The organism is Streptomyces sp. NPDC048211, from assembly GCF_043202315.1.
Lineage (GTDB): Bacteria > Actinomycetota > Actinomycetes > Streptomycetales > Streptomycetaceae > Streptomyces.
In genome coordinates this window covers 1,258,436-1,282,419 of sequence record NZ_JBIDAD010000001.1, presented here as the reverse complement: position 1 = coordinate 1,282,419, position 23,984 = coordinate 1,258,436, and the positions used below count along the sequence as shown (strand labels likewise).

General features: G+C 71.3%; 23 protein-coding genes. 9 read left to right on the top strand and 14 right to left on the bottom strand.

The features are described from left to right. The first annotated feature begins 283 nt into the window (after nucleotides 1–283). From ACGFZA_RS05855 to ACGFZA_RS05845, 3 genes are read left to right on the top strand one after another with little or no spacing between them, the layout of a single operon-like run. Complete coding sequence (locus ACGFZA_RS05855; RefSeq protein WP_385284705.1) at nucleotides 284–1,504, top strand: ROK family protein; 1,221 nt, start codon at nucleotides 284–286, stop codon at nucleotides 1,502–1,504. Nucleotides 1,505–1,526: 22 nt separating this feature from the next. Then, nucleotides 1,527–3,050 (top strand): M81 family metallopeptidase, encoded by a 1,524-nt coding sequence (locus tag ACGFZA_RS05850; protein WP_393677366.1) that lies wholly within the window; start codon nucleotides 1,527–1,529, stop codon nucleotides 3,048–3,050. Continuing rightward, nucleotides 3,047–3,802, top strand: a complete 756-nt coding sequence (locus tag ACGFZA_RS05845) for a copper homeostasis protein CutC (RefSeq protein WP_393677364.1) — start codon at nucleotides 3,047–3,049, stop codon at nucleotides 3,800–3,802. Before ACGFZA_RS05850 ends, ACGFZA_RS05845 begins: the two co-directional genes overlap by 4 nt. Nucleotides 3,803–3,880: 78 nt before the next feature. Here the strand turns inward: ACGFZA_RS05845 and ACGFZA_RS05840 are convergent, their stop codons facing one another. Beyond that, the gene (locus ACGFZA_RS05840) at nucleotides 3,881–4,402 is read right to left on the bottom strand and encodes a hypothetical protein (protein ID WP_385284696.1); all 522 of its coding nucleotides are present in this window, start codon (nucleotides 4,400–4,402) and stop codon (nucleotides 3,881–3,883) included. A 247-nt stretch (nucleotides 4,403–4,649) separates the two neighbouring features. On the opposite strand from ACGFZA_RS05840, the gene ACGFZA_RS05835 reads away from it, so the two are divergent. Further along, nucleotides 4,650–5,261 carry a YceI family protein gene (locus ACGFZA_RS05835; protein WP_385284693.1) on the top strand — a complete coding sequence of 204 codons (612 nt, stop codon included), beginning with the start codon at nucleotides 4,650–4,652 and terminating at the stop codon, nucleotides 5,259–5,261. A gap of 116 nt (nucleotides 5,262–5,377) precedes the next feature. Here the strand turns inward: ACGFZA_RS05835 and ACGFZA_RS05830 are convergent, their stop codons facing one another. The 5 genes from ACGFZA_RS05830 to ACGFZA_RS05810 all read right to left on the bottom strand — a co-directional run bounded on the left by ACGFZA_RS05830 (nucleotide 5,378) and on the right by ACGFZA_RS05810 (nucleotide 8,926). Beyond that, nucleotides 5,378–5,899, bottom strand: a complete 522-nt coding sequence (locus tag ACGFZA_RS05830) for an NUDIX domain-containing protein (RefSeq protein ID WP_393677361.1) — start codon at nucleotides 5,897–5,899, stop codon at nucleotides 5,378–5,380. Nucleotides 5,900–6,063: 164 nt separating this feature from the next. After that, the gene (locus tag ACGFZA_RS05825; protein ID WP_393677359.1) at nucleotides 6,064–6,621 is read right to left on the bottom strand and encodes a DinB family protein; all 558 of its coding nucleotides are present in this window, start codon (nucleotides 6,619–6,621) and stop codon (nucleotides 6,064–6,066) included. 143 nt (nucleotides 6,622–6,764) lie between these two features. Continuing rightward, on the bottom strand, nucleotides 6,765–7,412 hold the full coding sequence (locus ACGFZA_RS05820; protein WP_385284685.1) for an SAM-dependent methyltransferase: 648 nt from the start codon (nucleotides 7,410–7,412) through the stop codon (nucleotides 6,765–6,767). Then, entirely contained in the window at nucleotides 7,409–8,446 is a 1,038-nt protein-coding gene (locus ACGFZA_RS05815; RefSeq protein ID WP_393677656.1) for an NAD(P)/FAD-dependent oxidoreductase, read from the bottom strand. Before ACGFZA_RS05815 ends, ACGFZA_RS05820 begins: the two co-directional genes overlap by 4 nt. 24 nt (nucleotides 8,447–8,470) lie before the next feature. After that, the gene (locus tag ACGFZA_RS05810; RefSeq protein WP_385284683.1) at nucleotides 8,471–8,926 is read right to left on the bottom strand and encodes an ATP-binding protein; all 456 of its coding nucleotides are present in this window, start codon (nucleotides 8,924–8,926) and stop codon (nucleotides 8,471–8,473) included. A 111-nt stretch (nucleotides 8,927–9,037) separates the two neighbouring features. Between ACGFZA_RS05810 and ACGFZA_RS05805 the strand changes: the two genes are divergently transcribed. Continuing rightward, nucleotides 9,038–9,859, top strand: coding sequence for a helix-turn-helix domain-containing protein (locus ACGFZA_RS05805; protein ID WP_385284680.1), 822 nt, complete (start codon nucleotides 9,038–9,040; stop codon nucleotides 9,857–9,859). Continuing rightward, nucleotides 9,856–10,107 carry a DUF397 domain-containing protein gene (locus tag ACGFZA_RS05800; RefSeq protein WP_385284677.1) on the top strand — a complete coding sequence of 84 codons (252 nt, stop codon included), beginning with the start codon at nucleotides 9,856–9,858 and terminating at the stop codon, nucleotides 10,105–10,107. The genes ACGFZA_RS05805 and ACGFZA_RS05800 overlap by 4 nt, the downstream gene beginning before the upstream one ends. On the opposite strand, the gene ACGFZA_RS05795 is transcribed toward ACGFZA_RS05800, so the two are convergent. The 4 genes from ACGFZA_RS05795 to ACGFZA_RS05780 form a co-directional block, all read right to left on the bottom strand. Further along, the gene (locus ACGFZA_RS05795) at nucleotides 10,091–10,777 is read right to left on the bottom strand and encodes a class I SAM-dependent methyltransferase (protein WP_393677354.1); all 687 of its coding nucleotides are present in this window, start codon (nucleotides 10,775–10,777) and stop codon (nucleotides 10,091–10,093) included. The two genes, ACGFZA_RS05800 and ACGFZA_RS05795, sit on opposite strands and share 17 nt — an antisense overlap. Further along, nucleotides 10,777–11,112 (bottom strand): hypothetical protein, encoded by a 336-nt coding sequence (locus tag ACGFZA_RS05790; RefSeq protein WP_385284671.1) that lies wholly within the window; start codon nucleotides 11,110–11,112, stop codon nucleotides 10,777–10,779. Before ACGFZA_RS05790 ends, ACGFZA_RS05795 begins: the two co-directional genes overlap by 1 nt. Before the next feature lie 146 nt (nucleotides 11,113–11,258). Continuing rightward, a complete protein-coding gene (locus ACGFZA_RS05785) occupies nucleotides 11,259–12,395 on the bottom strand; it encodes a glycoside hydrolase family 3 N-terminal domain-containing protein (RefSeq protein ID WP_393677351.1) in 1,137 nt (378 codons plus the stop codon). Between the two features lie 189 nt (nucleotides 12,396–12,584). Next, nucleotides 12,585–13,466 carry a GH25 family lysozyme gene (locus tag ACGFZA_RS05780; RefSeq protein ID WP_385283999.1) on the bottom strand — a complete coding sequence of 294 codons (882 nt, stop codon included), beginning with the start codon at nucleotides 13,464–13,466 and terminating at the stop codon, nucleotides 12,585–12,587. 320 nt (nucleotides 13,467–13,786) lie between these two features. Between ACGFZA_RS05780 and ACGFZA_RS05775 the strand changes: the two genes are divergently transcribed. Further along, nucleotides 13,787–15,409, top strand: a complete 1,623-nt coding sequence (locus tag ACGFZA_RS05775; RefSeq protein WP_393677348.1) for an adenosine deaminase — start codon at nucleotides 13,787–13,789, stop codon at nucleotides 15,407–15,409. 60 nt (nucleotides 15,410–15,469) lie between these two features. Here the strand turns inward: ACGFZA_RS05775 and ACGFZA_RS05770 are convergent, their stop codons facing one another. Continuing rightward, nucleotides 15,470–16,144 carry a TetR/AcrR family transcriptional regulator gene (locus ACGFZA_RS05770; protein ID WP_393677346.1) on the bottom strand — a complete coding sequence of 225 codons (675 nt, stop codon included), beginning with the start codon at nucleotides 16,142–16,144 and terminating at the stop codon, nucleotides 15,470–15,472. A 238-nt stretch (nucleotides 16,145–16,382) separates the two neighbouring features. Here ACGFZA_RS05770 and ACGFZA_RS05765 point away from each other — a divergent pair, with 238 nt between their 5' ends. Beyond that, a complete protein-coding gene (locus ACGFZA_RS05765) occupies nucleotides 16,383–17,471 on the top strand; it encodes a zinc-binding dehydrogenase (protein ID WP_393677343.1) in 1,089 nt (362 codons plus the stop codon). Between the two features lie 85 nt (nucleotides 17,472–17,556). Here the strand turns inward: ACGFZA_RS05765 and ACGFZA_RS05760 are convergent, their stop codons facing one another. Beyond that, a complete protein-coding gene (locus ACGFZA_RS05760) occupies nucleotides 17,557–18,153 on the bottom strand; it encodes a dihydrofolate reductase family protein (protein ID WP_385284009.1) in 597 nt (198 codons plus the stop codon). A 290-nt stretch (nucleotides 18,154–18,443) separates the two neighbouring features. On the opposite strand from ACGFZA_RS05760, the gene ACGFZA_RS05755 reads away from it, so the two are divergent. Next, on the top strand, nucleotides 18,444–19,244 hold the full coding sequence (locus ACGFZA_RS05755) for an ALF repeat-containing protein (RefSeq protein WP_385284012.1): 801 nt from the start codon (nucleotides 18,444–18,446) through the stop codon (nucleotides 19,242–19,244). A gap of 102 nt (nucleotides 19,245–19,346) precedes the next feature. Here ACGFZA_RS05755 and ACGFZA_RS05750 read toward each other — a convergent pair whose 3' ends face one another. Continuing rightward, nucleotides 19,347–20,765, bottom strand: a complete 1,419-nt coding sequence (locus tag ACGFZA_RS05750; protein WP_393677341.1) for a hypothetical protein — start codon at nucleotides 20,763–20,765, stop codon at nucleotides 19,347–19,349. 67 nt (nucleotides 20,766–20,832) lie between these two features. Beyond that, on the bottom strand, nucleotides 20,833–23,913 hold the full coding sequence (locus ACGFZA_RS05745; RefSeq protein WP_393677339.1) for a glycoside hydrolase family 3 N-terminal domain-containing protein: 3,081 nt from the start codon (nucleotides 23,911–23,913) through the stop codon (nucleotides 20,833–20,835). Between the last annotated feature and the right edge of the window lie 71 nt (nucleotides 23,914–23,984).

Sequence of the window (23,984 nt, the reverse complement as noted above, 5' to 3'; positions counted from 1 at the left end):
CTCCTCGGATTGAAAGGGCCCGCAGCCGCTCAGGGGGGTCGGCGCTGCGTTCACGACAGCTAACGCCGCTGTTGTCGAAGAAACAAACAAGAATTAATAACAAGTAAGTTACTGCACTTTCGACGAAAGCCCCCTTGCCCCATTTCTCCCGACCACTTGGGATAGTTAGGGCGGATATAGGGGATTTTACGGGTGGCGCACTTCCTTCATGACACTGTTCCCCTGTGCGAAGTGCGGGCGTATCGTCTGCGCCACATACCCCGTTGCGGAAGTAACTTTGTACATGACTGGAATAAGTGCGTGGGACCGCAAGGCCACGAAAGGGACCCCCTCCCTCGCCGTGCGCGTCCTGGAACTCATCGCATCGGGCCAGGCGACGTCACGTGCCGAACTCGCCGAGCGCCTCGGGGCGGCCGCCTCCACGATCTCCCTCGCCGTGGGGCATCTCGTGGAGCGCGGTCTGGTCGCCGAGGAGGGCACCCAGTCCTCCACCGGCGGGCGTCCCCGCAAGGCGCTGAGGATCGGGAGCCGTGACGAGTTCGCCGTCGCCGCCGACCTCGGCGGCCGGCACGCCAGGATCGGCGTGGTCCTTCCCGGCGGCGGCCTGACCGACGTCAGAACCGTCCCCTTCCTGATCGCCGACGGTCCCGAGGCGGCCCTGCCCCGGCTGGCCGAAGCCCTGGAAGCGCTGGCGGAACAGCGCGGACCCGGCAGCCTGCGCGGGGTCGGGCTCTCACTGCCCGGCCCCGTGGACATCGTCTCGGGGTCGGTCGTCCGTCCGTCGCGGATGCCCGGCTGGAACCGCTTCCCGGTCGCCGCCTGGCTGGAGGAGCGCTTCGGAGTCCCGGCGGCCGTGGACAACGACGCCAACTGCATGGCGGTCGGCGAACACACCGTCCGGCTCGACGGGCACGCCCAGACGATCATGGTGAAGATCGGATCCGCGATCGGCGCGGGCGTGATGGCCGAGGGGCGCCTCTACCGGGGCGCGACCGGCGCCGCCGGGGACATCACCCACATCCGGATCGACGCCGGAGCCGGTATCCCCTGCTCCTGCGGCAACACCGGCTGCCTGGAGACCGTGGCGTCCGGTGCCGCGCTGGTCCGCATCCTGCGCGAGCGCGGGGCCGATGTGAGCAGCACGGAGGACGTGGCCCGACTGGCCCTCGACGGCGATCCGCTGGCCACCCGCACGGTCCGCAGGGCCGGCGACTACCTGGGCCAGGTGCTGGCAGCCAACGTCAACTTCTTCAACCCGGACGCCGTCTACCTCGGCGGCATCCTCTCCACCCTGGAGCAGTTCGTCGCCGCGGTGCGCAGCCGGCTCTACGAGAGCTGCCACCCGCTCGTCACCGAGCACCTGACCATCGAGCGGACCAGGCTCGGCGCCGACGCCGGACTGGTCGGCGCCGGGCAGTTCGCCCTCCAGCGCGCCCTGGCGCACGCCCTGCACGAGGTGGGCGGAGCCGACCGGTTCGGCACTCTCGCCCCCCGTCACCTCTGACGCCCGACCCCTACGAGGAGCCATGTCGCAATCCCGCACCGCAGCATCCCGCCCGGTCATCGCCATCGCAGGGCTCGGCATCGAGTCCTCCACCTTCTCCCCCGCCCGGACCGGGGCCGCCGCCTTCCACCCCTCGCGCGGCGCCGAGGTGCTGGACCGCTACCCCTTCCTGGCCCCCGGTGAGGAACTGCGCGAGGCGGCCGACTGGCACGGCGCCCTGGTCGGCAAGTCGCTGCCGGGCGGCACCGTCACCGCCGCCGCCTGGCAGGAGCTGAGCGACGAGCTGATCGAACGGCTCGCGGCGCTCCCCCGCCCGGACGGCCTCTGGTACGACATCCACGGCGCGATGACCGTCGAGGGCGTCGACGACGCCGAGGCCGTCCTGCTGGACCGCATCCGCGCCACCGTCGGCCCGGACGTGATCATCTCCACCTCGATGGACCTGCACGGCAACGTCTCCCGCGAACTCGTCCACGGCAGCGACCTGATCACCTGTTACCGGATGGCCCCCCACGAGGACCACATGGAGACCAAGGAGCGGGCCGTCCGCAACCTGGTGGAGCTCCTCGCCTCGGGGGCGCCCCGTCCCGTCAAGGCCTGGGTGCCGGTACCGGTGCTGCTGGCCGGCGAGCAGACCTCCACCCGGATCGAGCCCGCCAGGAGCGTGTACGCGGCGGTGGACGACGTCGAGGCCATGGAGGGCGTGACCGACGCAGCCATCTGGGTCGGCTACGCCTGGGCCGACGAACCCCGCAACCGTGCCGCCGTGGTGGTCACCGGCACCGACCGGGCCGCCGTGTCGGCCGGTGCGGAGCGCCTGGCCGAGGGCTTCTGGAAGGCCCGCGACGACTTCGACTTCGTCGCCCCGACCGGCACCTTCGACGGCATCCTGGACGAGGCCCTGGCCTCCGACCAGCTTCCGTACTTCATCAGCGACACCGGGGACAACCCGACCGCGGGCGGTTCCGGTGACATGACCTGGGGGCTGACCCGGCTGCTGGCCCGCCCGGAGTTCAGGGAGGACGACGGCCCGGCCGTCATCTACGCCTCGGTGCCCGGTCCGGCCGCCGTCGCGACGGCCGTAGCCGCCGGTGTCGGCGCCACGGTCACGGTCACCGCCGGGGCCGAGGTGGACGACCGGCACGCGGGGCCGGTCACCCTGACCGGCACGGTGCACTCCGTCCGGCACGGCGACCGCGACGCCAGGACCGAGGTCGTGATCCGGGTGGGCAGTGTGTACGCGATCCTCACGGAGCTCCGCAAGCCGTACCACCACGAACACGACTTCACCGACCTCGGCCTCGACCCGCGGGGCGCCCACATCGTGATCGTGAAGATCGGCTACCTGGAGCCCGAACTCTTCGACATGTCGGCGGGCTGGAAGATGGCGCTCACCCCCGGCGGCGTGGACCAGGACCTGGTGCGTCTGGGCCACCACCGCATCCGCCGCCCGATGTTCCCGTTCGACCGCGAGATGGCCGACCCGGACCTGTCGGCCCGCGTCATCCCCGCCTCCGACCAGCCGCTGACCGGGGACGACGAGTGACCGCGCGTCCCGCCCTGGAGATCGCCGTCACGTCACCGGCGGGCGCCCGCACCGCCAGGGAGAACGGCGCCGACCGGGTCGAGCTGTGCTCCGCGCTGGAGCTGGGCGGCCTGACCCCGTCGGCCGCTCTCGTCGAGGCGGTCGCGGCGGAAGGACTGCCGGTCCAGGTGCTGGTCAGGTGCCGGCCCGGCGACTTCGTCCACGGCGCGGAGGAGATCGCGCTCATGGCCGCCGAAGTGCGGTCGGTCATCGCCTCCGGCGCCGCCGGAGTGGTCATCGGCGCGCTCACCGCCGACGGCGCGCTGGACTCCGCCGCGGTCGCCCGCCTCGCCGACGCGGCCCGCGGCGCGGGCCGCCCGGTGGAGGTCACGCTGCACCGCGCCGTCGACCAGTCCGCAGACCCGGTGGCCACCGCCGCCCTTCTGCCCTCCCTCGGTCTGACCCGGGTCCTCACCTCCGGCGGCGCTCCCGCCGCTGCCGACGGGCTGGCGGCGATCGCCGCGATGGTCACGGCCGCGCCGGGAGTGCAGGTGATGGCCGGCGGCGGCGTGCGTCTCGCCGACATCCCTGCGCTGCTCTCGGCCGGCGTCGCCTCCGTCCACCTGTCCGCCAAGACCCGCGCGCCGCGCCGTCCGGGCGGCACCTGGATCCCGCTCGGCGCGGGTGGCGCGTCGGCCGAGCAGGACACCCATTTCGTCACCGACCCCGAGGTCGTCGCCCGGGCGCGACGCGCGCTGGAGACGGTGGGCTGACGAACGCCCCGCGCGCTTGACGGCGCCCCCGCCCAAGTCCCGGGCGGGGGCGCCGTCGTGCGCGGGGCGGGAGAGCGGTCAGCAGCCGCCGCAGTTGTAGTACGTCACGTCCCAGTGGCTGCCCTCGTCCGCGTAGACGTTGCCGGAGCCGGACTTGTACTGGGGCGCGCCGTCACCGCGCAGGCCGATGTAACTGAACACGCCGTGCACGTAGTTGGTGAGACAGGTGGTCTTGCCGAAGTCGAGCTTGTAGCCGTTCCAGTGCGAGTACGTGCCACTGGCGTGCCCGGTCTCGGTGCCGCCGGTGATGTTGAGCGCGCACCCCGTGGCGCTCTTGAGGGTCTGGGCCCCCTGGGCGGTCGGCAGGTTGAGCTGGTCGAACGAGGTGCAGGTGGAGACGTTGCGGTTGGAGCAGCCGCCGGACGACGACCAGGTGACGCCGGACGAGCTGAATCTGGCGGTCGCCTGGCTGTGGGTGAGCTTGGTGACGGCGTAGGCGTCCGTCGTACCGGTGACGACACCGATTCCGGGGGCGAAGAGCACGCCCAGGACGAGGGCGAGGGCGATCAGGACGGGGCGCAGCGTCATACGGGACACCATGGGGGGACTCCTCCTGTGCATGACAATGGGGCAGGAAGGATATTGCCTCAGTTCTACGCGCGTCCGCCAGAGGGCCTGCGGTGACGGTCACGTGAACACACTCCCCCACCGGACCCCCGCCGCGCCCCGCTCCGTAACAGTCGGGGCTCTAGATGTTGAACTTTGAACAAGATAGGTCTACAGTGAATCTCGTTGAAGGTTAAACAATACTTCGAGCCCCGCTCGATCACGTCCCCGAGGAGGAGCCATGGCTCTGTTCAACCGCAAGAACAACGACGCCCCCGCCACCACGGTCGCCGTCGACCCGGCACTGGCCGCCCTCACCGGCGACTACGCGATCGACCCGGCCCACAGCAGCATCGGCTTCACCGTCCGTCACGCGATGGTCACCAATGTGCGCGGCTCCTTCGGTGAGCACGAGGGCAGCCTGAAGCTGGACGGCAGCGACCCGGCCAACTCCGCCGCCTCGATCGACGTCAAGATCGCCAGCGTGGACACCGGCATCGCCGACCGCGACGGCCACCTGGTCAGCGGCGACTTCTTCGACGCCGAGAAGTTCCCCCTCATGACGTTCCGCTCGACGGCCGCCGAGCAGCTGGGCGGCGACAAGTACCGCGTCACCGGCGACCTCACCATCAAGGACGTCACCCGCCCGCTCGCCATCGACCTGGAGTTCAACGGCTCCGCGACCGATGTGTACGGCAACGAGCGCGTCGGCTTCGAGGGCAGCGCGGACATCCTGCGCTCCGACTGGGGCCTGACGTGGAACGCGGCGCTGGAGACCGGCGGCGTGATGGTCAGTGACAAGGTCAAGCTGAACTTCGACATCTCCGCGATCAAGGCTGCCCCGCAGGCCTGATCCCGGGGAACACCCCCGCACCGAGCGCGCCCGCCGTCCGCCCTTTCAGGGCCGGCGGGCGGGCGCGCGGTGTCGGCGCGGACCCGTCGGCGGTTCGGGCCGGCGGGGCGCCAGGATCACAGCAGGTCACCGAGGTACACGGGAGCATGCGCGGCCTGTCCGGTGCCCAGTGCGGTGAGCGGCACCACCAACCCGAGCGGAAGCAGGACCAACTCGCCGAGCCTGGAAAGGGGATGCCAGACGACGGCCGACTGAGTGCGGTCCGGCGCCGTCGCCGGTGACGCGGCGCCGGAGTCCAGCCGGGCTTCGAAGTACAGCTGGAGCTGCTGCAACCGGGTGCGGTGGTAAGGGTTTCCGGCATGCCGCTCCGGCACGTACTCCCGGACCCAGAGCAGTTCACCGACGCTGACCCGCAGCCCGGTCTCCTCCCGCACCTCGCGACCGGCCGCCTCGGCAGCCGTCTCACCGGGCTCGACACGTCCACCGGGCAGCACGTGGAATTCCCGGCCGTCGTCGCGGTGCCGGATCAGCAGGACCCGGCCGGCCCGATCCACCACGACGGCGCGAGCACTGACCCGCGGTTCGGCGGCCCGTGGGGGTGGCTCGGCACCGGGGGGTGGCAGCGCCTGTTCGCCCATCCGCGCAGTCTAGGGGGCCTCACGCCGCCGAGGCCACGAGGGAACCGGGAGCCGTCGCCGCGCCGGTCCCGGTGCAGCCCGCCCCGGTGAACGCGGCGGGCCGCACCCCTGTGGCGGCCCGCCGTCGCGGCGTTCTCGGCGCTCTGCGGTTCGCCGCCCGGCCGTCAGCCCATGCTCTTCGCGCCGTCGATCGACTCCCGGATGATGTCGGCGTGTCCGGCGTGCTGAGCGGTCTCGGTGGCGATGTGCATCAGCACCTGGCGGACCGACCACTGCTTGCCGGGCTCGTTCCACGGGGCCTCCGGCAGGGGCCAGATACGGGAGAGGTCGGGCACGGTCGCGACCAGTTCATCGGTCCGGCGGGCCGCTTCGGCGTAGTCGGCGAGCACGCCGGCCAGCGTCTCGCCGGGCAGCAGCTTGAACTCGTCGGCCCTCCGGGCGAAGTCGGCCTCGGTCATGGCGGTGAAGTCCGGCATCGCCGACGGGCCGTTCACGATGAAGCCCGCCCAGCTCCGCTCGACCGAGGTGACGTGCTTGACCAGACCTCCCAGACACAGTTCACCGGCGGTGCTCCGCAGTCGCGCCTGGTCGTCGGTGAGGTCGCGGGTGGTGAAGCGCAGGAAGTACCGCTGCTTGGCCAGCATCTCCAGCAGATCGGCGCGCTCACCGGTGACGGCCGGGGCAGCGGGGGCTTCGCGGATGTCCAGCTCGTCGACGTTCATGGTCTCCACCTTCGGTCGTTCCTGTTCCCTCGGACAAGAACCACAGTAGGAGCCATATAGGTCAGCCTATGACCTGTACGAGCGGGGGTGACGGGACGGGCGTGTCCCGTCACCCCGGCTCAGCCGCCGCGCATGACCTGGCGTCAGCGGCGGCGCACCTTCAGCGCGTTGTCGGTACGGGTGGTCGGGTTCCCGTCCGGGTCGTTCTGTACGCGCTCGTGTTCCGCACTGACCAGCACGTCCCATTCCCCCTCGGCAAGGTCGAGGGAGGCGAGCACCTCGTCCGTGGTGGGAAGCTCCATGTCCGCGTGGTCGTGCTCCCAGGACGGGAAGCCGGCGTGGCCGACGATCAGGAGCACCCCGCCGGGGGCCACCGCCTCGGCGGCGCGGCGCAGGATCCGCTCGCGCGGCAGGTCGCCCATGGAGTGCAGGAACTGCGCGGAGACCAGGTCGTACTCCCCCTCGGGGAAGGAGACCCCGAGGTCGTGGAACTGCCAGTCGACACGGTCGGCGACCCCTGCCTCGGCCCCATGCTCGGCGGCCCGGTCCAGGGCGACGCGGGAGATGTCGGTGGCGGTGACCTGCCAGCCCCGGCGGGCCAGCCAGACCGCGTCGGCCCCCTCGCCGCAGCCGAGGTCCAGGGCGCGCCCGGGGGCCAGCCCCTCCACCTCGCGGACGAGTGCGGCGTTGGGGTTGCCGCTCCAGATGCGGCGGCTCTCGCGGTACCGCTCGTCCCAGAGCTCGGCGTCGGACACCTCGGCCGCGTCGGGCACTGTGCTGTCGGTTGTCATCGTGTCTCCTGCAGTCCGTGACGGCGGTTTCCGAGGGTCTTCTCGCAGACCTGGCGCTCGGCCTCGGCCGAGAAGGGCGCGCGGCGGGCCTCGACCGCGCGGCGGGTGTCTTCGGCGACGAGGTCGGCGTTGATGGCGGCACCGGCCTTCAGCCCCGCCGCGGCGGCGCCGATGACCTGGTCCATCAGACTCGCGACGTTACCGGCCACCCACACACCCGGCACCTCCGTCGCCCCGGTCGGATCGGCGGCGATGTACGTACCGAGAGTGTGGCCGCCCATCTCCAGCGGCGTGGCGTGCAGCCCGAGGCCGTCGAGCACCCCGGACCGCGCCGTGAACCGAGGCTGGACCACGACGGCCTCGCGCGGTACGACCCGGCCACCGGCCAGCCGCACCCCGGTGAGACGGTCGTCGCTCACCTCCAGCCCGGTCACCTCACCGTCGGCCACGGCGATGTTCCGCGCGGCGAGCTGCTCGTACTCCTCGTCGCTCGGCTCGGGCGCGTTGTGGAGGAAGAGGGTGACGTCGGCGCTCCACTGCCGCCAGAGCAGTGCCTGGTGCACGGCCATCGGTGTCAGCGCCACGATGCCGATCGCCGCGTCCCGGACCTCCCAGCCGTGGCAGTACGGGCAGTGCAGGACGTCCTGGCCCCAGCGCTCGGCCAGACCGGGGATCGACGGGAGCTCGTCGACGAGCCCGGTGGTGACGAGGAGGCGTCGCGCGGTGACGACGGTCCCGTCCCCCCGCACGACGCGGAACCCGGCCCCGCCGGGCAGCCTCTCGGCGGACGTCACCTCGCCCTCGACGATCTCGGCCCCGTATCCGGCCGCTTCCTTACGGCCGACGGCCACGAGTTCGGCGGGCGGGGTGCCCTCGCGGCCGAGGTAGTTGTGCACGTGGGACGCGGGGGCGTTGCGCGGGCTGCCCGCGTCGATCACCAGCACCGACCGCCGGGCCCGCCCCAGGGACAGCGCCCCGGCCAGCCCGGCCGCACCGCCGCCGATCACCACCACGTCGTACGTCTGCGTCGTCATGTCGCTCATGCGAAACACCTCCATCTACGGAAGATGGTGCGCGCCGGGCTCACATTCGGCAAAGATCCTTGCCGAAGCGGCAAACTCGCACCAGACGACCTTGCCGGGACTGCGTTCCCCCACACCCCACGCATCGGCGAGTGCCGAGACCAGCAGCAGACCGCGCCCGCCCTCCGCGTCGGGCGCGGGATGACCGGCGGCCGGCACCTCGCCGTCGCCGCTGTCGTGCATCTCGACACGGAGCCTGCCGCCGCCCCGCTCCCATAAGAGGTGGATACGGAACCCCCGGCCCGGCGGAACCCCGTGGACGAGCGCGTTGGTCGCGAGCTCGCTCACGCAGAGCAGCACGTCCTCCGTGTCCACCCCGCACGCCCAGTCGGCCAGCGCCTCACGCACGAACCTCCGTACGAGCGGGATCGACCTGCGTTCACGCCGGTAGAACGCCTCGCGGAAGCAGGGCAGTCGAGTTGTCTCATTCATGAGGCGAAGGTCACACACGGTCACTACGGTTGATCAGTGCGTCAGGTCGTACAGCGCGGCTGTACGACCTCTGACGGGTCGTCCGGGGTCCGTTACGGGGAGAGGCACTGCATGCAGTCGGCCAAAAGGAACAAGCGCGTCACGTCCTGGCACGTGATCGGCGCCCAGCTCGCCACCTTCCGCAAGGCGGCCCGGATGACCCAGTCGGCGCTCGCGGAGCAGTTCTGCGTGGGCGAGGACACGATCGCGTCGATCGAGCAGGGGCGGCGGCCCCTTCAGGCGGACTTCGCCTGCCGGCTGGACGAACTGCTGGGCACGAAGGGGGTGTTGCAGGTCGCGGTGGCGAAGGTGCCACAGAAGGAGCGTTTTCCTGCCTTCGTACAGGACTTCGTGGACTACGAACAGAAGGCGGTGAGCCTCCACTGGTACGAGACCCAGGTGGTACCGGGATTACTCCAGACCGAGGAGTACGCCCGGTTCGTCTTTTCCTGCCTCTTCCCACCCATTGATGCGGCAGAGCAAGAAGAGTGGGTAACCGCCCGGCTCGACCGACAGAAGCTGCTTACGCGCAAGCCGCCGCCCATTCTGCATTTCCTGATGGAGGAGAGCATTCTGCGCGGCAGAATCGGCAGCGCCCAAGTGCTGCACGACCAGGTCCGCCACCTGCGCCAGTGCGTTGAACTACCTTTCCTCAACGTGCAGATCGTACCGATGGCCCTCCCCAAGCACGCTGGCCTCGCGGGTCCGATGGTTCTGCTGGAGACGCCCGATCACGATCACCTTGGATACGTCGAGGGCCAGCTGACAAGTGTCCTCCACGATGACCCGGATGATGTCAGCGTGCTCCAGTTGAAGTATGGGATGCTGCGTTCGCAGGCGCTTCCGATCGAGAACAGCGTGCGCCTACTGGACGAACTGCTTGGAGAGACATGACTCGCGCGGCACGTGGAGCAGGCCTCAGCTGGTTCAAATCCAGCTACAGCAGCGACCAGGGCGGGGCTTGCCTCGAAGTCGCCTACGACTGGCACAAGTCCAGTTTCAGCGCCAGTGAAGGCGGAAACTGCGTAGACGTCTCCGCCCACGCCGCCGCCGTGCACATCCGCGACTCCAAGGTCACCGACGGTCCCTTCCTCACCGTTCCCCCGCACGCCTGGTCCGCTTTTCTCAGCGCGGCGCTGTGAGGGCCTCGCGGGTGGCCGCCAGGTAGATGCGGCGTGTCGGGATCTCGTCGCCGTACGCCTCACGCACCGTGCAGGCGTCGATCCGGAACCCGGCGGCCCCGGCCGCGGCGCGGAGCCCGTACTCCGTGAACTCCGCCCAGTACACGCGCAGACCGCTCCCCAGCGGATCGTCGATCACGCCGTCGCCGGTCCCTTCCTTCGCTACGATCAGCAGCTGACCGCCCGGCCGTAGAGCCGCGGCCCACGAGGTCAGTGTGGCGGGGAGGCCGCTCCTGGGCTGGTCGTGGAGCGAGTAGTACGAGACCAGCCCGTCCAGCCGCTCCCCCGCGATGTCCCGCTGGTCCATGACCGCGAACCGGCAGCCGGGCTTCTCCCGCCTCGCAAGGGCGACGCAGCGCGGTGACAGGTCGATGCCGAGCACGTCGAGGCCGTGGGCGGCGAGGAGTTCCGTGACATGGCCGCAAGGGCCGCAACCGGCGTCGTACACCCGGCCGCCCCCGGTGACTCGCCCGGCGAACGCGTCGAGAACCTCGCGGTCGAAGGGCTTGCCGTCCAACTCGTCGCGGAAGAGCCGGAGATAGAGGTCGGCGCGAGCGTCCCAGGCGCGGACGACATCGGCGGCGCTCCCGGGCAGGGGCATGGGCAGGGCGTCGGCGGCCCTCCCCGGCATCAGCTTTCCCGGGGCTCGCCCGGACCGGCCGGCCGGGCGCGCGCGTCCCTGCGTGCCGAGAGCAGGAAGAGGACCGCGGCGGCGGCGGTGAACCCGAAGCCGGCGTTCGTGAAGGCCATGACCGTCCCGAACGAGGCGTCGGCGATGCGGGGGATGACGTTGACGAGCATGAGCGCGTAGATGCACATGGTGCCGTAGGCGCGAAGCCGCGTCCCGGCCTGCCGGTGTCGCGTCCACGGCGGCGTCCACCCCGCCAGTACCGACACCGCGATCGGCAGTATGAGCACCGTGCACACGCTCAGCACGATCCAGTAGTACAGCGGATTGCCGTTCATCCCGCCCCCCCTTCGTAGGTGATCACCAGCCTACGGAGGGGCGGCGGGTGGGTCCATCCCTGACCGCGCGCATCCGGCGGACTCCCCGGGCGCGGAGCACCGGCGCGCTCGGGGCAGCGCGCGGCCGGGAGGGGCGGGTGCGCCCGTTACAGCCCGGCGCGGAGAGCGGCCACGCGTGCGGCGGCGGCGTCGAAGGCCGCACCGTCGAGCCGGCCCGAGGTCAGGGCGTCGCTCAGGGCGGTCACCGCCTCGTCGCCCTGGGAGACGCTGCGGGACGAGCAGAGCACCAGGTCCATTCCCGCGGAGGCGGCCGCGACGGCGCGCTGCGACGTACTGCCGAAGGACTGGAGCGCACCGGCCTCCAGGGCGTCGGTGATCGTGACTCCGGTGTAGCCGAGCCGGTTGCGCAGTTCACCGACGACCGTCGGGGACAGGCCGGCGGGGCGGGCGGCGTCCAGGGCGGTGTAGACGGCCCAGGACAGCATGACGAGCTTGGTGCCGGCGGCGATGGCGTCCCGGTACGGTGCCTCGTCCACGCTGCGGAGGGTGGCCGCGGAGGTGGTGATCGTGACGGGGCGGAGGTCCGTGTTCTGGCTCGCGGACGCGGGGCCGAGACCGGGGAAGTGCTTGGCGGTCGCGGCGACGCCGACGCCCTGCTGGGCGCTGATGAAGGCCGAACCGCAACTGGCGACGGCGGCGGCGGACTTGCTGTAGGACCGCTCGTACTGGTCGGTGAAGTCGCCGTTCTGGCGGTAGACGTCGAGAACCGGCGCGAGGTTGACGTTCATGCCGATGCCCGCGAGGTTCATCCCCGCGCCGCTGCCGGTGAAGTCGGCCCACTGGTGCGGGTCGGCGGAGGCGCCGACGTCCTTGGCCGACATGACGGGCTCACCGGGCAGACGGCGGATCATGCCGCCTTCCTGGTCGGTCATCAGGAGCAGCGGGGTCTTCACGGGGGACGAGGCGTGGGCCGCGTTCATCGACTGGATGACGCTCTCGACCTGGCTCAGGTTCTGGATGTTCTCCCCGAAGAAGATCACGCCCGCCGTGCGGCCCTCCTTGATGGCGTTCATCAGGGAGGCGGGGGGCGTGAGGCCGGGGTAGGAGTGGATGACGCACTGCCCGGCGCGCTGCTGGGGGGAGAGCGCGGCCGTGCGGGAGAGCGCGCCCTCGGGGGGCCGTACGGCCGCTTCCGCGCCGGCCGTCAGTCCCAGCCCGCCGGCCAGGGCGGCGGTTCCGGCGATCAGGGCGCCCCGCCTGCTGAGGGGTGGTGTCGAGCGCATGACGTACTCCTTCGCGAACTGTCGTGGACCGGGCGGGCTCCCGGCCGGGTGGCCAGGGGGCCGGGAGGTCGGGCGGCCCCCTGAGAAGGAACGCGAGGGCCGGAGCGGCCGCCGATGGCCGCTCCGGCCCTCGTACCCCTCACGCGGAGGCCACGCCCGGCAGGAGGCAGTGGGTTCCGGCGGCCACCGTCACGGGGTGTTGTTGGCCAGAGCCAGCAGGCGGGAGCGGTCACCGCTGAAGCGGTCGCGGTCGACGTTGCCCGAGACACCGCTCACCGAGCCGGTGGAGCTGTACTGCCAGACCGTCCAGTACGGGAAGCCCGACGGGATGCTGGGGCTGCCCGCGGAGGTCCAGTGGGCGACCCACAGCGGGCTGAGGGCGGACATGCCGCTCCAGCCGCCGGTGCACGAGTTCCACCAGCTCGGGCTGGTGTAGATCACGACGTCGCGGCCCGTGCGGGCCTTGTACTTGTTGTAGAAGTCGAGGACCCACTGCCGCATGCCGGCCTGGGAGTAGCCGTAGCAGGTGCCCTCGATGTCCAGCACGCCGGGAAGCGTGAGGTTGTCGCGGGACCATGCGCCGCCGTTGCTCGCGAAGAAGTCGGCCTGGGCCGCGCCGCCGGAGACGTCCGGGCGCGCGTAGTGGTAGGCGCCGCGGATCACCCCCGCGTTGTAGGCGTTCAGGTAGTTGGCGCTGAACGTCGGGTCCTTGTACGTCAGGCCCTCGGTCGCCTTCATCCAGGCGAACTCGATTCCCGCCCCGCGGACCGAACTCCAGTTGATGCCCCCCTGCCAGCTGGAGACGTCGACGCCCACGGGGTTCGCCTTGAGGTTGGCGTCCGCCTCGGCGCCGAGGTGCAGTTGGCGGGTGTCCGGCTTGAAGTCCTTGCTGTCCTGGAGGTAGCCGACGCCCATGTACCCCTTGCCGTAGGGCACGGAGCTGTCGGGCACGGGAGCCGCCGACGCGGCGCCGGACATCAGGCTGAGCAGCAGCGCGGCGCTGGTGCCGACGACACCGGCCACGGTGAGTCTCTTCTGGGTGGGCTTGGGGGAAACGCTCCGGGAAAACATGGCGGCCTCCTGCGTGGTGGGGGGGGAGTGCGCTTCTGTGACTGACCCGATCCGGCCGCGCGCGTCCTTGATGGTCTACGCGCGTCTACTTGTCGCGAACACGACATAGTCAGCCACAGAAGCACACGTGCGGTAAATAGCCTCCCTCTTCCAATAGTGGTCTAGACCAACCCCTGTCTCGCTGAGCTGCGCAAAGGGCGGGCCCCCGGCAGAAGTTTTCCGAACTGACGCCCACCCCCGCGCACTCGATCGGGTGGACGTTTTCGCTCAAGGACGTGGTTACCCGGATAAATGCCCTCGTGGGACGCGATCATGCGGCGGTGATCTCTACCGATCGGACGGCACGCCGTCCCAAGTCCCCCGCCCTGGCCAGGTTCGGCGGCGCGCTCGCCGTGCTGACCCTGCTCCCGACAGCGCCGGCCGCCGCCGCCGCTCCGGCGAGCGACGCCTCACCGCGCGCCGCCGGGTACGTGTCGCCCCGCGCCGTGACACCGGCCGAGCGCAGGACCGCCGCCTACCTCGACTCCCTGGGCGACAGGCCCGAGCGGCTGAGGGCCTTCTTCAAGGACCTGCCCAAGGGAGGCGACCTCCACAACCACCTGTCGGGTGCGGCCACCACCGAGTACCTGATCAAGCTGGCGATCGACAAGGGCCTGTGCATCGACGCGACGATGACGGCCGTGGCCCCGCCCTGTGGCACGGGCACACGGCCCGCCGCCGACGCGCGGACGGACGCCGCCTTCCGGCAGCAGATCATCCGGGCCTGGTCGATGCAGGACTTCCCGGCCGACGAGTCCGGGCACGACCACTTCTTCGACACGTTCGGCAAGTTCGGCCTGGCGACCTGGGACCGCGGCAAGCTCCTGGCCAACGTGGCCAACTCCGTGGTGAGGCAGAATCAGTTCTATCTGGAGACCATGGTCACACCCGCATCGGACAGCGCCAGGGCGCTCGCGGACAAGGTGGGTTACGACCCCGATCCGGCCGCCTTCCACCGCAAGCTCCTGGCCGGCGGGCAGCTCGACCGGGTCGTGGACGAGGCGGTCAAGGAGGCCGACGACGGCGACGCCGACTTCCGGGCGACCGCGCACTGCGACACCCCGCGCCCCGACCCGGGCTGCCGGCTGCCCGTCAGGTGGATCTCCCAGGTCTCCCGCGGCGGTTCCCTGCAGCGCGTGTTCACCCAGATGGCGGTCGGGATGCGGCTGGCGGAGCGCGACCCGAGGTTCGTCGCGGTCAACCTCGTCCAGCCCGAGGACTGGGACAGCTCGCTGGCCAACTACAGCACCCAGATGCGGATGCTGAAGTACCTGCGGGGCCAGTACCCGGGCGCCCACCTCACCCTGCACGCCGGTGAGCTGGCCCCCGGCCTGGTCAAGCCCGAGGACCTGACCTTCCACATCAACGAGGCCGTGCGCGTCGCCGGCGCCGAACGCATCGGCCACGGCGTCGACCTGGTCCACGAGGACGACTGGCGGCAGCTGGCCCGGACCATGGCACGGCGCAACGTCGCGGCCGAGGTGCCGTTCTCCAGCAACAAGCAGATCCTCGGCATCGCGGGCGCCGACCACCCGTTCAACGCCTACCGCCGCTACGGCGTCCCCGTGGTGCTGGCCACCGACGACCCGGGCGTCTCACGGATCGACATCAGCCACGAGTACCAGTACGCCGCCCAGACGTACGACCTCGGCTACACCACGCTGAAGGACCTGGCCCGCGCCTCACTGGAGTACGTCTTCCGTGACGGCCGCAGCCTGTGGGCCGCCGGTTCCGCGGCCTCCGGCTACCGCCCGGTCGCGGCATGCGCCGGCAGCCGCCCCGGCAGCGTCCGCCCGGGCGCGCGTTGCGCCGCCTACCTCGCGGACAACCCGAAGGCCGCGACGCAGTGGCGCCAGGAGACGGCCTTCGCCTCCTTCGAGCGCACCCACGGCGGCCGGGCCTGAACCTCGCACCCGGCCGGCGGCCGCCACCCGGCTCTCCGGGCGGTGGCCGCCGGCCCGTGTTCAGCGCGGGCGCGGGATCAGCCAGGAGGGCAGCAGGGCCGTGGCGGCGGACACGAACAGGCGCCGCTCACGCGGGGCGGGAAGCGAGAGCCACGCCTCGACGATGCCCACCTCGCCGTGCGCCATGAACCGGCTGGCGGCCTCGACGCGCCAGGCGAGCGGGCCCTCCTGGCCGGGGACGGCTTCCGGATCGCGCTCCAGCAGGGTGGAGACGGACGCGGTGAAGTGCTCGACCAGCAGGTGATGGAGGGCTGCGCTGCGGTGGCCCACCAGGCCGACGGTGTACAGCGCGTCGTGGTGCTCCAGGTGGTCGAGCAGGGCACCGGAGGCCCGCTCCCAGATCTCGTGCACCGGCAGTTCGGCCGCCAGGACGTCGGAGATCCACACGGCGCGGACCCCGTCGAGCTCCTCGTACAGCACCTGCTCCAGGACCGCCGCCGGGCTGCCGGCGTGCTTGTAGAAGGTGGTCCGGTTGACGCCCGCCTCGCGCACCAGGTCCGCCACCGCGATGTTCTCCACCGGCTGCTCGGAGGCCAGCCGCAGGACGGCCTCCCGCAGACGGTTGCGGGTGCGCCGGACGCGCACGTCGAGCGCGGGCTCACCGCTCGGCGCGCCCGTCGGCGCGCGGCCGTCGGACGCCGGGGAAAGTGGGTGGTCCTGCGGGTCTCCTGACACGGCCGAAGTCTAACGCACCCCCTCCCACATGCTCTGATCAACAGGTGTCTCTTTTCTTTCGGACGATTCGGTGCTTCAATCGGAAACGTGGCAGAGCGGCCCGATATCCCATGAACCGGGCGTGCCACGACCGTGCCCGGACCGGCCCGCTCACCGAGCCCACCGGACCCCGCGCGGCCTTCTCCTCGGCATCGCCGCACCCGGCGGCGCCGATGGTTCGGACGAAAGAAGCAGCATCATGAAGGCATCTGTCACCAAGGGCCTGGGCCAGGGTTTCGTCGTGGAGGACATCGACCTCGCCGACCCGATCGGACACGAGGTCCGCATCCAGGTGCAGGCGTCCGGCCTGTGCCACTCGGACCTGAGCGTCGCCACGTTCATCGGCGGTGAGTTCCCCGTCGTCCTGGGCCACGAGGTAGCCGGCGTGGTCACCGAGACCGGCCCGCAGGTCACCCAGGTCAAGGTCGGCGACCATGTCGTCGGCAGCCTCATCCAGTACTGCGGCTCCTGCGTGAACTGCCTCAGCGGCAGCACCCACATCTGCCTGCGCCCCGAGGCCACGCTGCGGACGCCGGAGCAGCCCTCCCGGCTGAGCTGGAACGGCGCACCGGTGGCGCAGGGGATGGGCCTGGGCGGCTTCGCCCACGAGGCCCTCATCCACGAGAACCAGCTCGCGGTCGTCCCCCAGGACATGCCGTGGGCCCCGGCCGCGCTCATCGGCTGCGGCGTGCTCACCGGCGCCGGCGCCGTGCTCAACAGCGCAAACGTCCGGCAGGGCGACACGGTCGTCGTCATGGGGGCCGGCGGCGTCGGGATGAACGCGGTCAGCGGCGCCCGGATAGCCGGTGCCGGCACGATCATCGTGACCGACATCGAGGACGGGAAGCTGGAGCGCGCCAAGGCCTTCGGCGCCACCCACGTCGTCAACTCCCGCTCGGTCGACCCGGTCGAGGCCGTCCGCGACATCACGGGCAACGGCGCGGACCACGTCTTCGACTTCGTCGGCGTGCGCCCCGTCACCGCCCAGGGCATGCAGATGCTCGGCAAGGGCGCGGGGCTCTACCTGATCGGCGTCGGCGGCAACGACGCGGGCGTCGACGTGTCCGCGATCGCCGCGCTGACCAACTCGCAGAAGGTGCAGGGCGTCTACATGGGCTCCTCGAACCTGAAGCGGGACATCCCCTTCTACGCCTCGATGTACCTCCAGGGCCGGATGAACCTCGACGACCTGGTCTCCAAGGAGATCGGCCTCGCCGACATCGAGGAGGGCTACGAGGCCCTGAAGGACGGCACGACCGCGCGCGTCGTCATCACCGACCTCTCCTGACCGCCGCGCGCCCCAGGGGCCGTACGGAGCCGCTCCCCCGGAGTGGCTCCGTACGGCCCCCGGCCTCCGGTCCGCGACTGCGGGGTCAGGCCTTCGCCACCGGCCGGTACGTGCACACCTGCACGCCCGCGTCACTCGTGGCGTGCGAGACGAGTTCCAGCGTGCGCAGCCCGCCGTCCGCGGGGAAGATCGATTTTCCGCCGCCGAGCAGCACCGGCATGATCACCAGCCGGAGTTCGTCGACGAGGCCCTCGGCCAGGAGACCGCGTACGAGGGTGGGGCTGCCCATGACCAGCAGGTCGCCGCCGTCCTTCTCCCGCAGGTCCCGGATGCGCCCCGCGCATTCCTCGCCGGGGATGCGCTCGGTGTTGTTCCACGTCAGGTCGTCGTCGCCCAGGGTGTCGGTCACGACGTACTTCCCGATCGCGTTCATCCGGTCGGCGAACGGGTCGCCGGCCCGCCCGGGCCATGCCGCGGCCATCGTCTGCCAGGTGCGGCGGCCGAACAGCAGGGCTTCAGCACCCTTCATCGAGGCGTCGAACGAGCCGCCCACCACCTCCGGGTCGAAGAAGGGGTGCGACCAGCCGCCGTGGGCGAAGCCGCCGTCCGTGTCCTCCTCCGCACCGCCCGGCGCCTGCACGACGCCGTCCAGGCTGATGAACTCGCTGATGACGATGCGCATGTGACTGTCTCCTCGTAGACCGTGGTTCAGGTGTACAGGCAATGAGACTTCGGCGCCGCCCGGAAGTCATCGCGAGACACGGGATGATCGGGCGGCGCGCGGAAACCGCCCGGCCGGACGCCTGACGAACCCTGCCTGCTCACAGGCCCGGACGCCGCCACCGGCTTCAGCAACAGGGGTGCGCCCGGCAACAATTGACGGCCGTTCCTGCCGGTCGGTCGCTTTGATCCGGGTGGGCAATACATGGATCATTCCTGCCGACGGACAACCCTTACTCCGGAGGCACTTCGATGAGACCGACCCGCGCCGCCCTGCTGATAGCCGCGACCGCTCTGACGCCCGCTCTCCTCTTCACCGCACCGGCCTTCGCCACCGCCGCGTCCGCGCCGGCCGCGACCGTTGCGTTCACCACGCCCGTCACCACCACGCCGGCCACGGCCTGCCCGGCCGTCCCGTCCGACACCGGCACTCCGGTCGACGAGATGACGGAGGACGAACTCCGGGCCGCGATCCAGGACATCCTCGCGGACGAGAACGCCGGCAAGGGCGTCCGGCGCGAGGCCGACGCGGCCCTCGGCGGCACGGTGGACGCCCTGCGCGCCTTCCTGAAGACAGGCTGCCCAGCGGCCCAGGCCGAGGACGACACCGTCACGGTCTTCCGCATCCTCAACGTGGCGACGCAGAACGGCGACAAGAGGGTGATCAAGGAGGTAAACGACCTCCTCGACAACCGCACCCCCGAAGCGCTGCGTGCGTTCCTCGAGACGGGATACGCGCAGGCCCAGGCCGAGGACGATTCCTTCGCTGTCGTCCGCATCCTTTACGTCGCCACGCAGAACGGCGACAAGAGGGTGATCCGGGAGGCCAACGCCACCCTCGACGACAGCAGCCCCGAGGTGGTGAGCTACTTCCGGTGGACCGGGTACCGGCTCGCCCAGGCCGAGGACGACTCCGTGTACATCGTCCGCATGCTCACGAACCCGGACATCAGCGACGCCATGTACGACGCGATCCAGGCGGTCCTCGACGACAGCAGCCCCGAGGCCCTGCGGTACTTCCGGACGGTCGGCCAGTACGAGATCGACGGCTGATCGCAGCCGCGGGGAGCCCTCGCCGAGACTGACGCCGTGCGGGGCACCCGGGCGGATCCGCGGATCCGCCCGGGCTTGTCCTCGCGCCGCTTCCCCGCGTCCTCAGAAACCGCCGCCCCCGAAGTCCCCGCCCCCGCCGAAGCCCCCGCCGTCGCCGAACCCGCCGCCTCCCCCGTCACCGAAGCCGCCCCCGCCGAAGCCGGACGAGTCGAAGTCGGAGCCGGAGAAGTCGCCGCCGGAGAAGTCACCACCGCCGAAGTCGCCGCCGCCGTACTCCGCCGCGTAGGCCGGGGTGGAGAGCATCGAGCCGAGCATCGTGCCGACCAGCAGACCCGGGAGCAGGCCGCCGCCGAAGTAGCCGCCCGCCCAGGGGCCGTAGGCCGGGCCGGCCTCCCAGTACGGGCGCCTGCTGCCGTCGCCCATGTCGACGGTCCGGCTCATCGGGTCCTCGCCGCTCCGCAGCCGTACCTCGTCGGCGCCGCAGACCGGGACCTCGCGGGCCGTGCCGCCCGACGGGGTCCAGCGGACGTCGGCGACCGAGGGGCCGTGGCGCGGGTCGAAGAAGCAGGGCGGCCGCCGGGCGGGAAGCTCGGCGCCGGTGCGGCGCGCGTCCAGGACGGCCAGCGAGTAGCGCCCGTCCTCCAGGGCCTGGGTCACCCCGCGCACGTCGGAGGGGTGCCGGGCCTGTTCCATGCGGGATTTCGCGCTCTCGTAGGAGTCGAGGGCGCGTTCGTAGTCGGCGCGCATCGTGTCGTCGGCGCCGGGCTCCGAGGGCTGGAAGTCGAGCCGCTCCAGGGTCTCTCCGTACGCCGTGATGTCCTCGTCGACGACGACCCGGAGCTTGTCCAGGGCGGCCTGTTCCTCGGCCTCCTTGCGCCTGCGGTTGCGGCGCACGATCGTGTACGCCCCCGCGCCGCCGATGACCACCACCGCGCCGACCGCGATCAGTCCGGCGGTGGCCGAGCCGCCGCGGGAGGAGGAGGCGCCGCCCCAGGAGCCGGGAGCGCTGCCGCGGGCCTGCTCCACGGCCCGGTCGACGAAGGAGTTCAGCTGGGCCGCGGCGGACGTGTCCGCACCGGGCGCCTTCACGGCCGCGGTGAGGTTCTGGACCGCCTGCTGCGACATCACCTGCGGGTCGGCGCCCGCGTTGAAACCGTCACCGAGGCGGATCGCGTAGACGCCGGTGATCCCGGTGTCGGTGCGCAGGGTGCGGAGCACGCTGTCCTCGGGGAAGGCGGGGCTCTGCGGCAGCACGGCCACGAAGACGGGCTTGTCCGCGTCCTTGATCTTCTTCGTCAGCGCGTCGGCCTGGCTCCGTGAGAGCTGTCCGGCCGCGGCCGGATCGACGTACACCGGGCCCTTGCGCAGGGCCTGGGCGACCTCGTCGACGGTGGACGCCGTCGAGGCACCGGGCGCCGCCGGTGCGGCGGGGGCCAGGAGCAGCGCGACCGCCGACAGCAGGAGGAGAAGCCCCGCCAGGAGTGCCGGGACCGTGAAAGAGGGGAACGGCCTGTTCCGCATGGTTCAAAGCTAACCCGAATGAGCGAAAAGTGCGGGCGGGCGGCCGCCGCCGCCCGCCCGCACCGGCTCAGGCGGCCCGGTACGCCGCCCGCAGCTTCGCCACCGCGCCGGTCAGGTCACCGGTGAGCAGCAGGTGGTCGGCGTCGGCGAACGGCTTGGACACCGCTTCCGTCACCTTCCCGCCGATCTTCTGCTGGACCAGCAGCCGGGCCTGGCCGACGATGGTCCGGCCCACGTCGGTCCGGCCGAGGCCGGTCTTCTCCGCGACCTGGGCGGCCAGCGCGAGTGCGCCGAGCGTGAGCTCGCCGCCGGCCGGGGGCTTCTTCAGGGTGGTGAGGCCCCAGCCGTACGGGAACTGCGGGTCGTACGCCGCGTCGCCCACGTTGATCGGCAGCTGCGCCTCGGACTTCGGCCAGGTCACCGGAAGCTGCCCGGTGAAGGCGCGCTTGCCGAAGAGCACGTCGGCCACGCCGTCGCCCTCGGTGCCCGGCAGCCAGGAGGCCACCAGGGCGTCGATGCCGTCGAGCCGGTCGCCGATGAGCTGCGGGCGGCCCGAGACGACCAGGACGGCGCACTTCATCGCGGCGCAGACCTTGTCGACCGCGGCCTTGTCGGCGGCGGACAGCTCCAGGTCGTGGCCGTTGCCGACGTCGCCGACGCCTTCCGCGTACGGGGTCTCGCCGACGACCACGACACCGACGTCGTAACCGTCCGTGGCCGCCGACGCGTCCTTGGAGTACGTGACCGAGGCGGCGTCCTTCTTCATGGCCGACAGGATCGTGGTGCCCGGAGTGATGTTGCCGGACGAGCCCTGCCAGCTGACGGTCCAGCCGCCGGCCTGGTTGCCGATGTCGTCGGCGTTGGAGCCGGCGACGTACACCTTCTGCGTGGACTTCAGCGGCAGCACGCCGCCGTCGTTCTTCAGCAGCACCTGGGACTCGGCCGCGGCCTCACGGGCCACGGCGCGGTGCTCGGCCGAGCCGACCTTGTCGAGGTTGGACGTGTCGGCGTAGGGCTTCTCGAACAGGCCCAGCCTGAACTTCTGCGTGAGGATGCGGGAGACCGCGTCATCGATCCGGGCCTGGGCGATGCGGCCCGCGGTGACCTCGTCCTGGAGCGTCTTCGTGAAGTCCTTGTACGCCGTCGGGACCATGATCATGTCGAGACCGGCGTTGACCGAGGTGCGGACGTCGCTCGCGTAGTCGCCGGGGATCTGGTCGATCGCCTGCCAGTCGCTGATGACGAAGCCGTCGAAGCCCATCCGGTCCTTGAGCACGCCGTTGATCATCGCGGCGTTGGCGTGCATCTTCACCGGGCCCTCGTCGTCCCCGAGGATGTCGAGCGAGGAGTACGACGGCATGACCGTGCCGACCCCGCGCTTGACGGCCTCGTCGAACGGGGCGAGGTGGACGGCTTCGAGCTCCTGCCGGGTGACCTTGGTGACGCCCTGGTCGATGGGGTACGAACCGGTGGTGGAGGAGCCGTACTCCGTACCTCCGTCGCCCACGTAGTGCTTGGCGGTGGCCAGCACCTTGTCGTTGCGGTCCAGGTCCTTGCCGGAGGCCGCTCCCTGCATGCCCTGGATCACCGTCTCCAGGGACTCGACGAGTGCCGGGTCCTCGCCGTACGCCTCGTAGGCGCGGCCCCAGCGGTCGTCGCGCGAGACGCAGAGGCAGGGGGCGAAGTCCCACGGGATGCCGGTGGCGCGCACCTCGTTGGCTGTGACGGCGCCGGTCTTCTCGACGGTCTTCGGGTCGCGGGTCGCGCCGAGGCCGACGTTGTGCGGCATGATCGTCGAGCCGATCACGTTGTTGTGGCCGTGCACCGCGTCCACGCCGTAGATCAGCGGGATCTGGAAGCGGGTCGCCTGGGCGCGCAGCTGGTAGGAGTCGACCATCTTCGCCCACGCCGCGGGGGTGTTGGGCGTGGGTACGGAGCCGCCGCCGGAGAGCAGCGAGCCGAGGTCGTACGTGGCGATGTCGCCCTGCGAGGAGAGCGCGTTGCGCTCGGCCTGCGTCATCTGGCCGGCCTTCTCGGCGGGCGACATCCGGGCGAGCAGGTCGGCGACGCGCTGCTTCACGGGCAGCTTCGCGTTCTGGTAGGGCAGCCCGTGGGCGTCGATGACGACCTGCGGGTTCTCCTTCGGCGGCCTGGCGCCGGTGACGGTGAGTTCGAGCGGGACCGTCTTCGCGGAGGCGGCGCCGGTGATCTTCTTCGTGGTGACGGAGACCCGGTGCGTGGTGCCGGACGCGGTACCCGCAGGGAAGGTGTACGTACCGCTGACCGGCGCGTAGTCGGTGCCGGATGCGGCGCTGCCGCCCTTGGTCTCGTACGCGACGGTGACGGGCTCGTCCAGCGGGAGCGATCCGGTGGTGGCGACGGAGAGGTCGATGCCGGCGGTCTCGCCCTGCTTGACGGGGTGCACGGCCGCGTCGGTGACGACGCTCGCCTTCAGCGCGGCGTCGGCCTTGCCGTACAGCTCCACACCGTCCATGGCGAACTTGCCGGGAGCCCCGGGCGGCAGGGTGAGGGCGTAGCCCCACATCTCGTTCAGGCCGAGGACCTGGTCGATCCCTCCGACGGGCTGGTAGTCGCCGCGGTAGGTGAAGTCGGCGAACGGGATCTCGACCTGGTGCCAGCCCTCCCAGTCGTCGGTGAAGGAGGTGGTCCAGAGCTCGGAGGCCTCGCCGTTGGCGCCGCCGTCCTTGATCTCGAAGCTGATCTTCTTGCCCGAACCCGGCGGCAGGGGCGCGGTGTTCTGTCCGTACCACCAGAACCGGATGCCCTTGTGGGCGGACCAGTCGTGGGCGGGCTGGTCGGCGGCGTAGTCGTGGCTGAGGCCGCCGTAACCGCTGATGTCGAAGGTGCCTTCGAGGACCTTGGCGCCCTCGGGGGCGTCCGCGCGCTCCTTCAGCGCCAGGGTGGGCGGGTCGTCGGCGTCGCCGCCCCAGGTGAAGATGCCCTCGGCGGGCTGGTTCGCGAAGGGGACCTCGCCCTCGAACCGGTCGACGGCGACGGGTGCCGGTTCGTCCGCCGCGGCGGGCGCCGCCGCGCTGGGGACGGCCCCGGCGAGCAGGCCGGCCAGGACGGTGGCGGCGGCCAGTGCGGCCGTCGCGGGTCTCGCCCGGTGACGGGTGCGTGGTGGCATGTGCGGCTCCTCGGTGCGGTGACCGCGCGCGGCACAGCGGGGTGCGGATGCCGTGCCGCGCGCGGGGTGCG

Excerpts from the sequence above, each read along its gene's own strand:
- ACGFZA_RS05750 (WP_393677341.1), bottom strand. The coding sequence starts at position 20,765 with ATGCGGAACAGGCCGTTCCCCTCTTTCACGGTCCCGGCACTCCTGGCG.
- ACGFZA_RS05850 (WP_393677366.1), top strand. The coding sequence starts at position 1,527 with ATGTCGCAATCCCGCACCGCAGCATCCCGCCCGGTCATCGCCATCGCA.
- ACGFZA_RS05795 (WP_393677354.1), bottom strand. The coding sequence starts at position 10,777 with ATGCCGGGGAGGGCCGCCGACGCCCTGCCCATGCCCCTGCCCGGGAGC.
- ACGFZA_RS05790 (WP_385284671.1), bottom strand. The coding sequence starts at position 11,112 with ATGAACGGCAATCCGCTGTACTACTGGATCGTGCTGAGCGTGTGCACG.
- ACGFZA_RS05745 (WP_393677339.1), bottom strand. The coding sequence starts at position 23,913 with ATGCCACCACGCACCCGTCACCGGGCGAGACCCGCGACGGCCGCACTG.
- ACGFZA_RS05820 (WP_385284685.1), bottom strand. The coding sequence starts at position 7,412 with ATGACAACCGACAGCACAGTGCCCGACGCGGCCGAGGTGTCCGACGCC.
- ACGFZA_RS05780 (WP_385283999.1), bottom strand. The coding sequence starts at position 13,466 with ATGTTTTCCCGGAGCGTTTCCCCCAAGCCCACCCAGAAGAGACTCACC.
- ACGFZA_RS05755 (WP_385284012.1), top strand. The coding sequence starts at position 18,444 with ATGAGACCGACCCGCGCCGCCCTGCTGATAGCCGCGACCGCTCTGACG.
- ACGFZA_RS05800 (WP_385284677.1), top strand. The coding sequence starts at position 9,856 with ATGACTCGCGCGGCACGTGGAGCAGGCCTCAGCTGGTTCAAATCCAGC.
- ACGFZA_RS05805 (WP_385284680.1), top strand. The coding sequence starts at position 9,038 with ATGCAGTCGGCCAAAAGGAACAAGCGCGTCACGTCCTGGCACGTGATC.
- ACGFZA_RS05760 (WP_385284009.1), bottom strand. The coding sequence starts at position 18,153 with ATGCGCATCGTCATCAGCGAGTTCATCAGCCTGGACGGCGTCGTGCAG.
- ACGFZA_RS05825 (WP_393677359.1), bottom strand. The coding sequence starts at position 6,621 with ATGAACGTCGACGAGCTGGACATCCGCGAAGCCCCCGCTGCCCCGGCC.
- ACGFZA_RS05785 (WP_393677351.1), bottom strand. The coding sequence starts at position 12,395 with ATGCGCTCGACACCACCCCTCAGCAGGCGGGGCGCCCTGATCGCCGGA.
- ACGFZA_RS05810 (WP_385284683.1), bottom strand. The coding sequence starts at position 8,926 with ATGAATGAGACAACTCGACTGCCCTGCTTCCGCGAGGCGTTCTACCGG.
- ACGFZA_RS05835 (WP_385284693.1), top strand. The coding sequence starts at position 4,650 with ATGGCTCTGTTCAACCGCAAGAACAACGACGCCCCCGCCACCACGGTC.
- ACGFZA_RS05855 (WP_385284705.1), top strand. The coding sequence starts at position 284 with ATGACTGGAATAAGTGCGTGGGACCGCAAGGCCACGAAAGGGACCCCC.
- ACGFZA_RS05765 (WP_393677343.1), top strand. The coding sequence starts at position 16,383 with ATGAAGGCATCTGTCACCAAGGGCCTGGGCCAGGGTTTCGTCGTGGAG.
- ACGFZA_RS05840 (WP_385284696.1), bottom strand. The coding sequence starts at position 4,402 with ATGGTGTCCCGTATGACGCTGCGCCCCGTCCTGATCGCCCTCGCCCTC.
- ACGFZA_RS05815 (WP_393677656.1), bottom strand. The coding sequence starts at position 8,446 with ATGACGACGCAGACGTACGACGTGGTGGTGATCGGCGGCGGTGCGGCC.
- ACGFZA_RS05830 (WP_393677361.1), bottom strand. The coding sequence starts at position 5,899 with ATGGGCGAACAGGCGCTGCCACCCCCCGGTGCCGAGCCACCCCCACGG.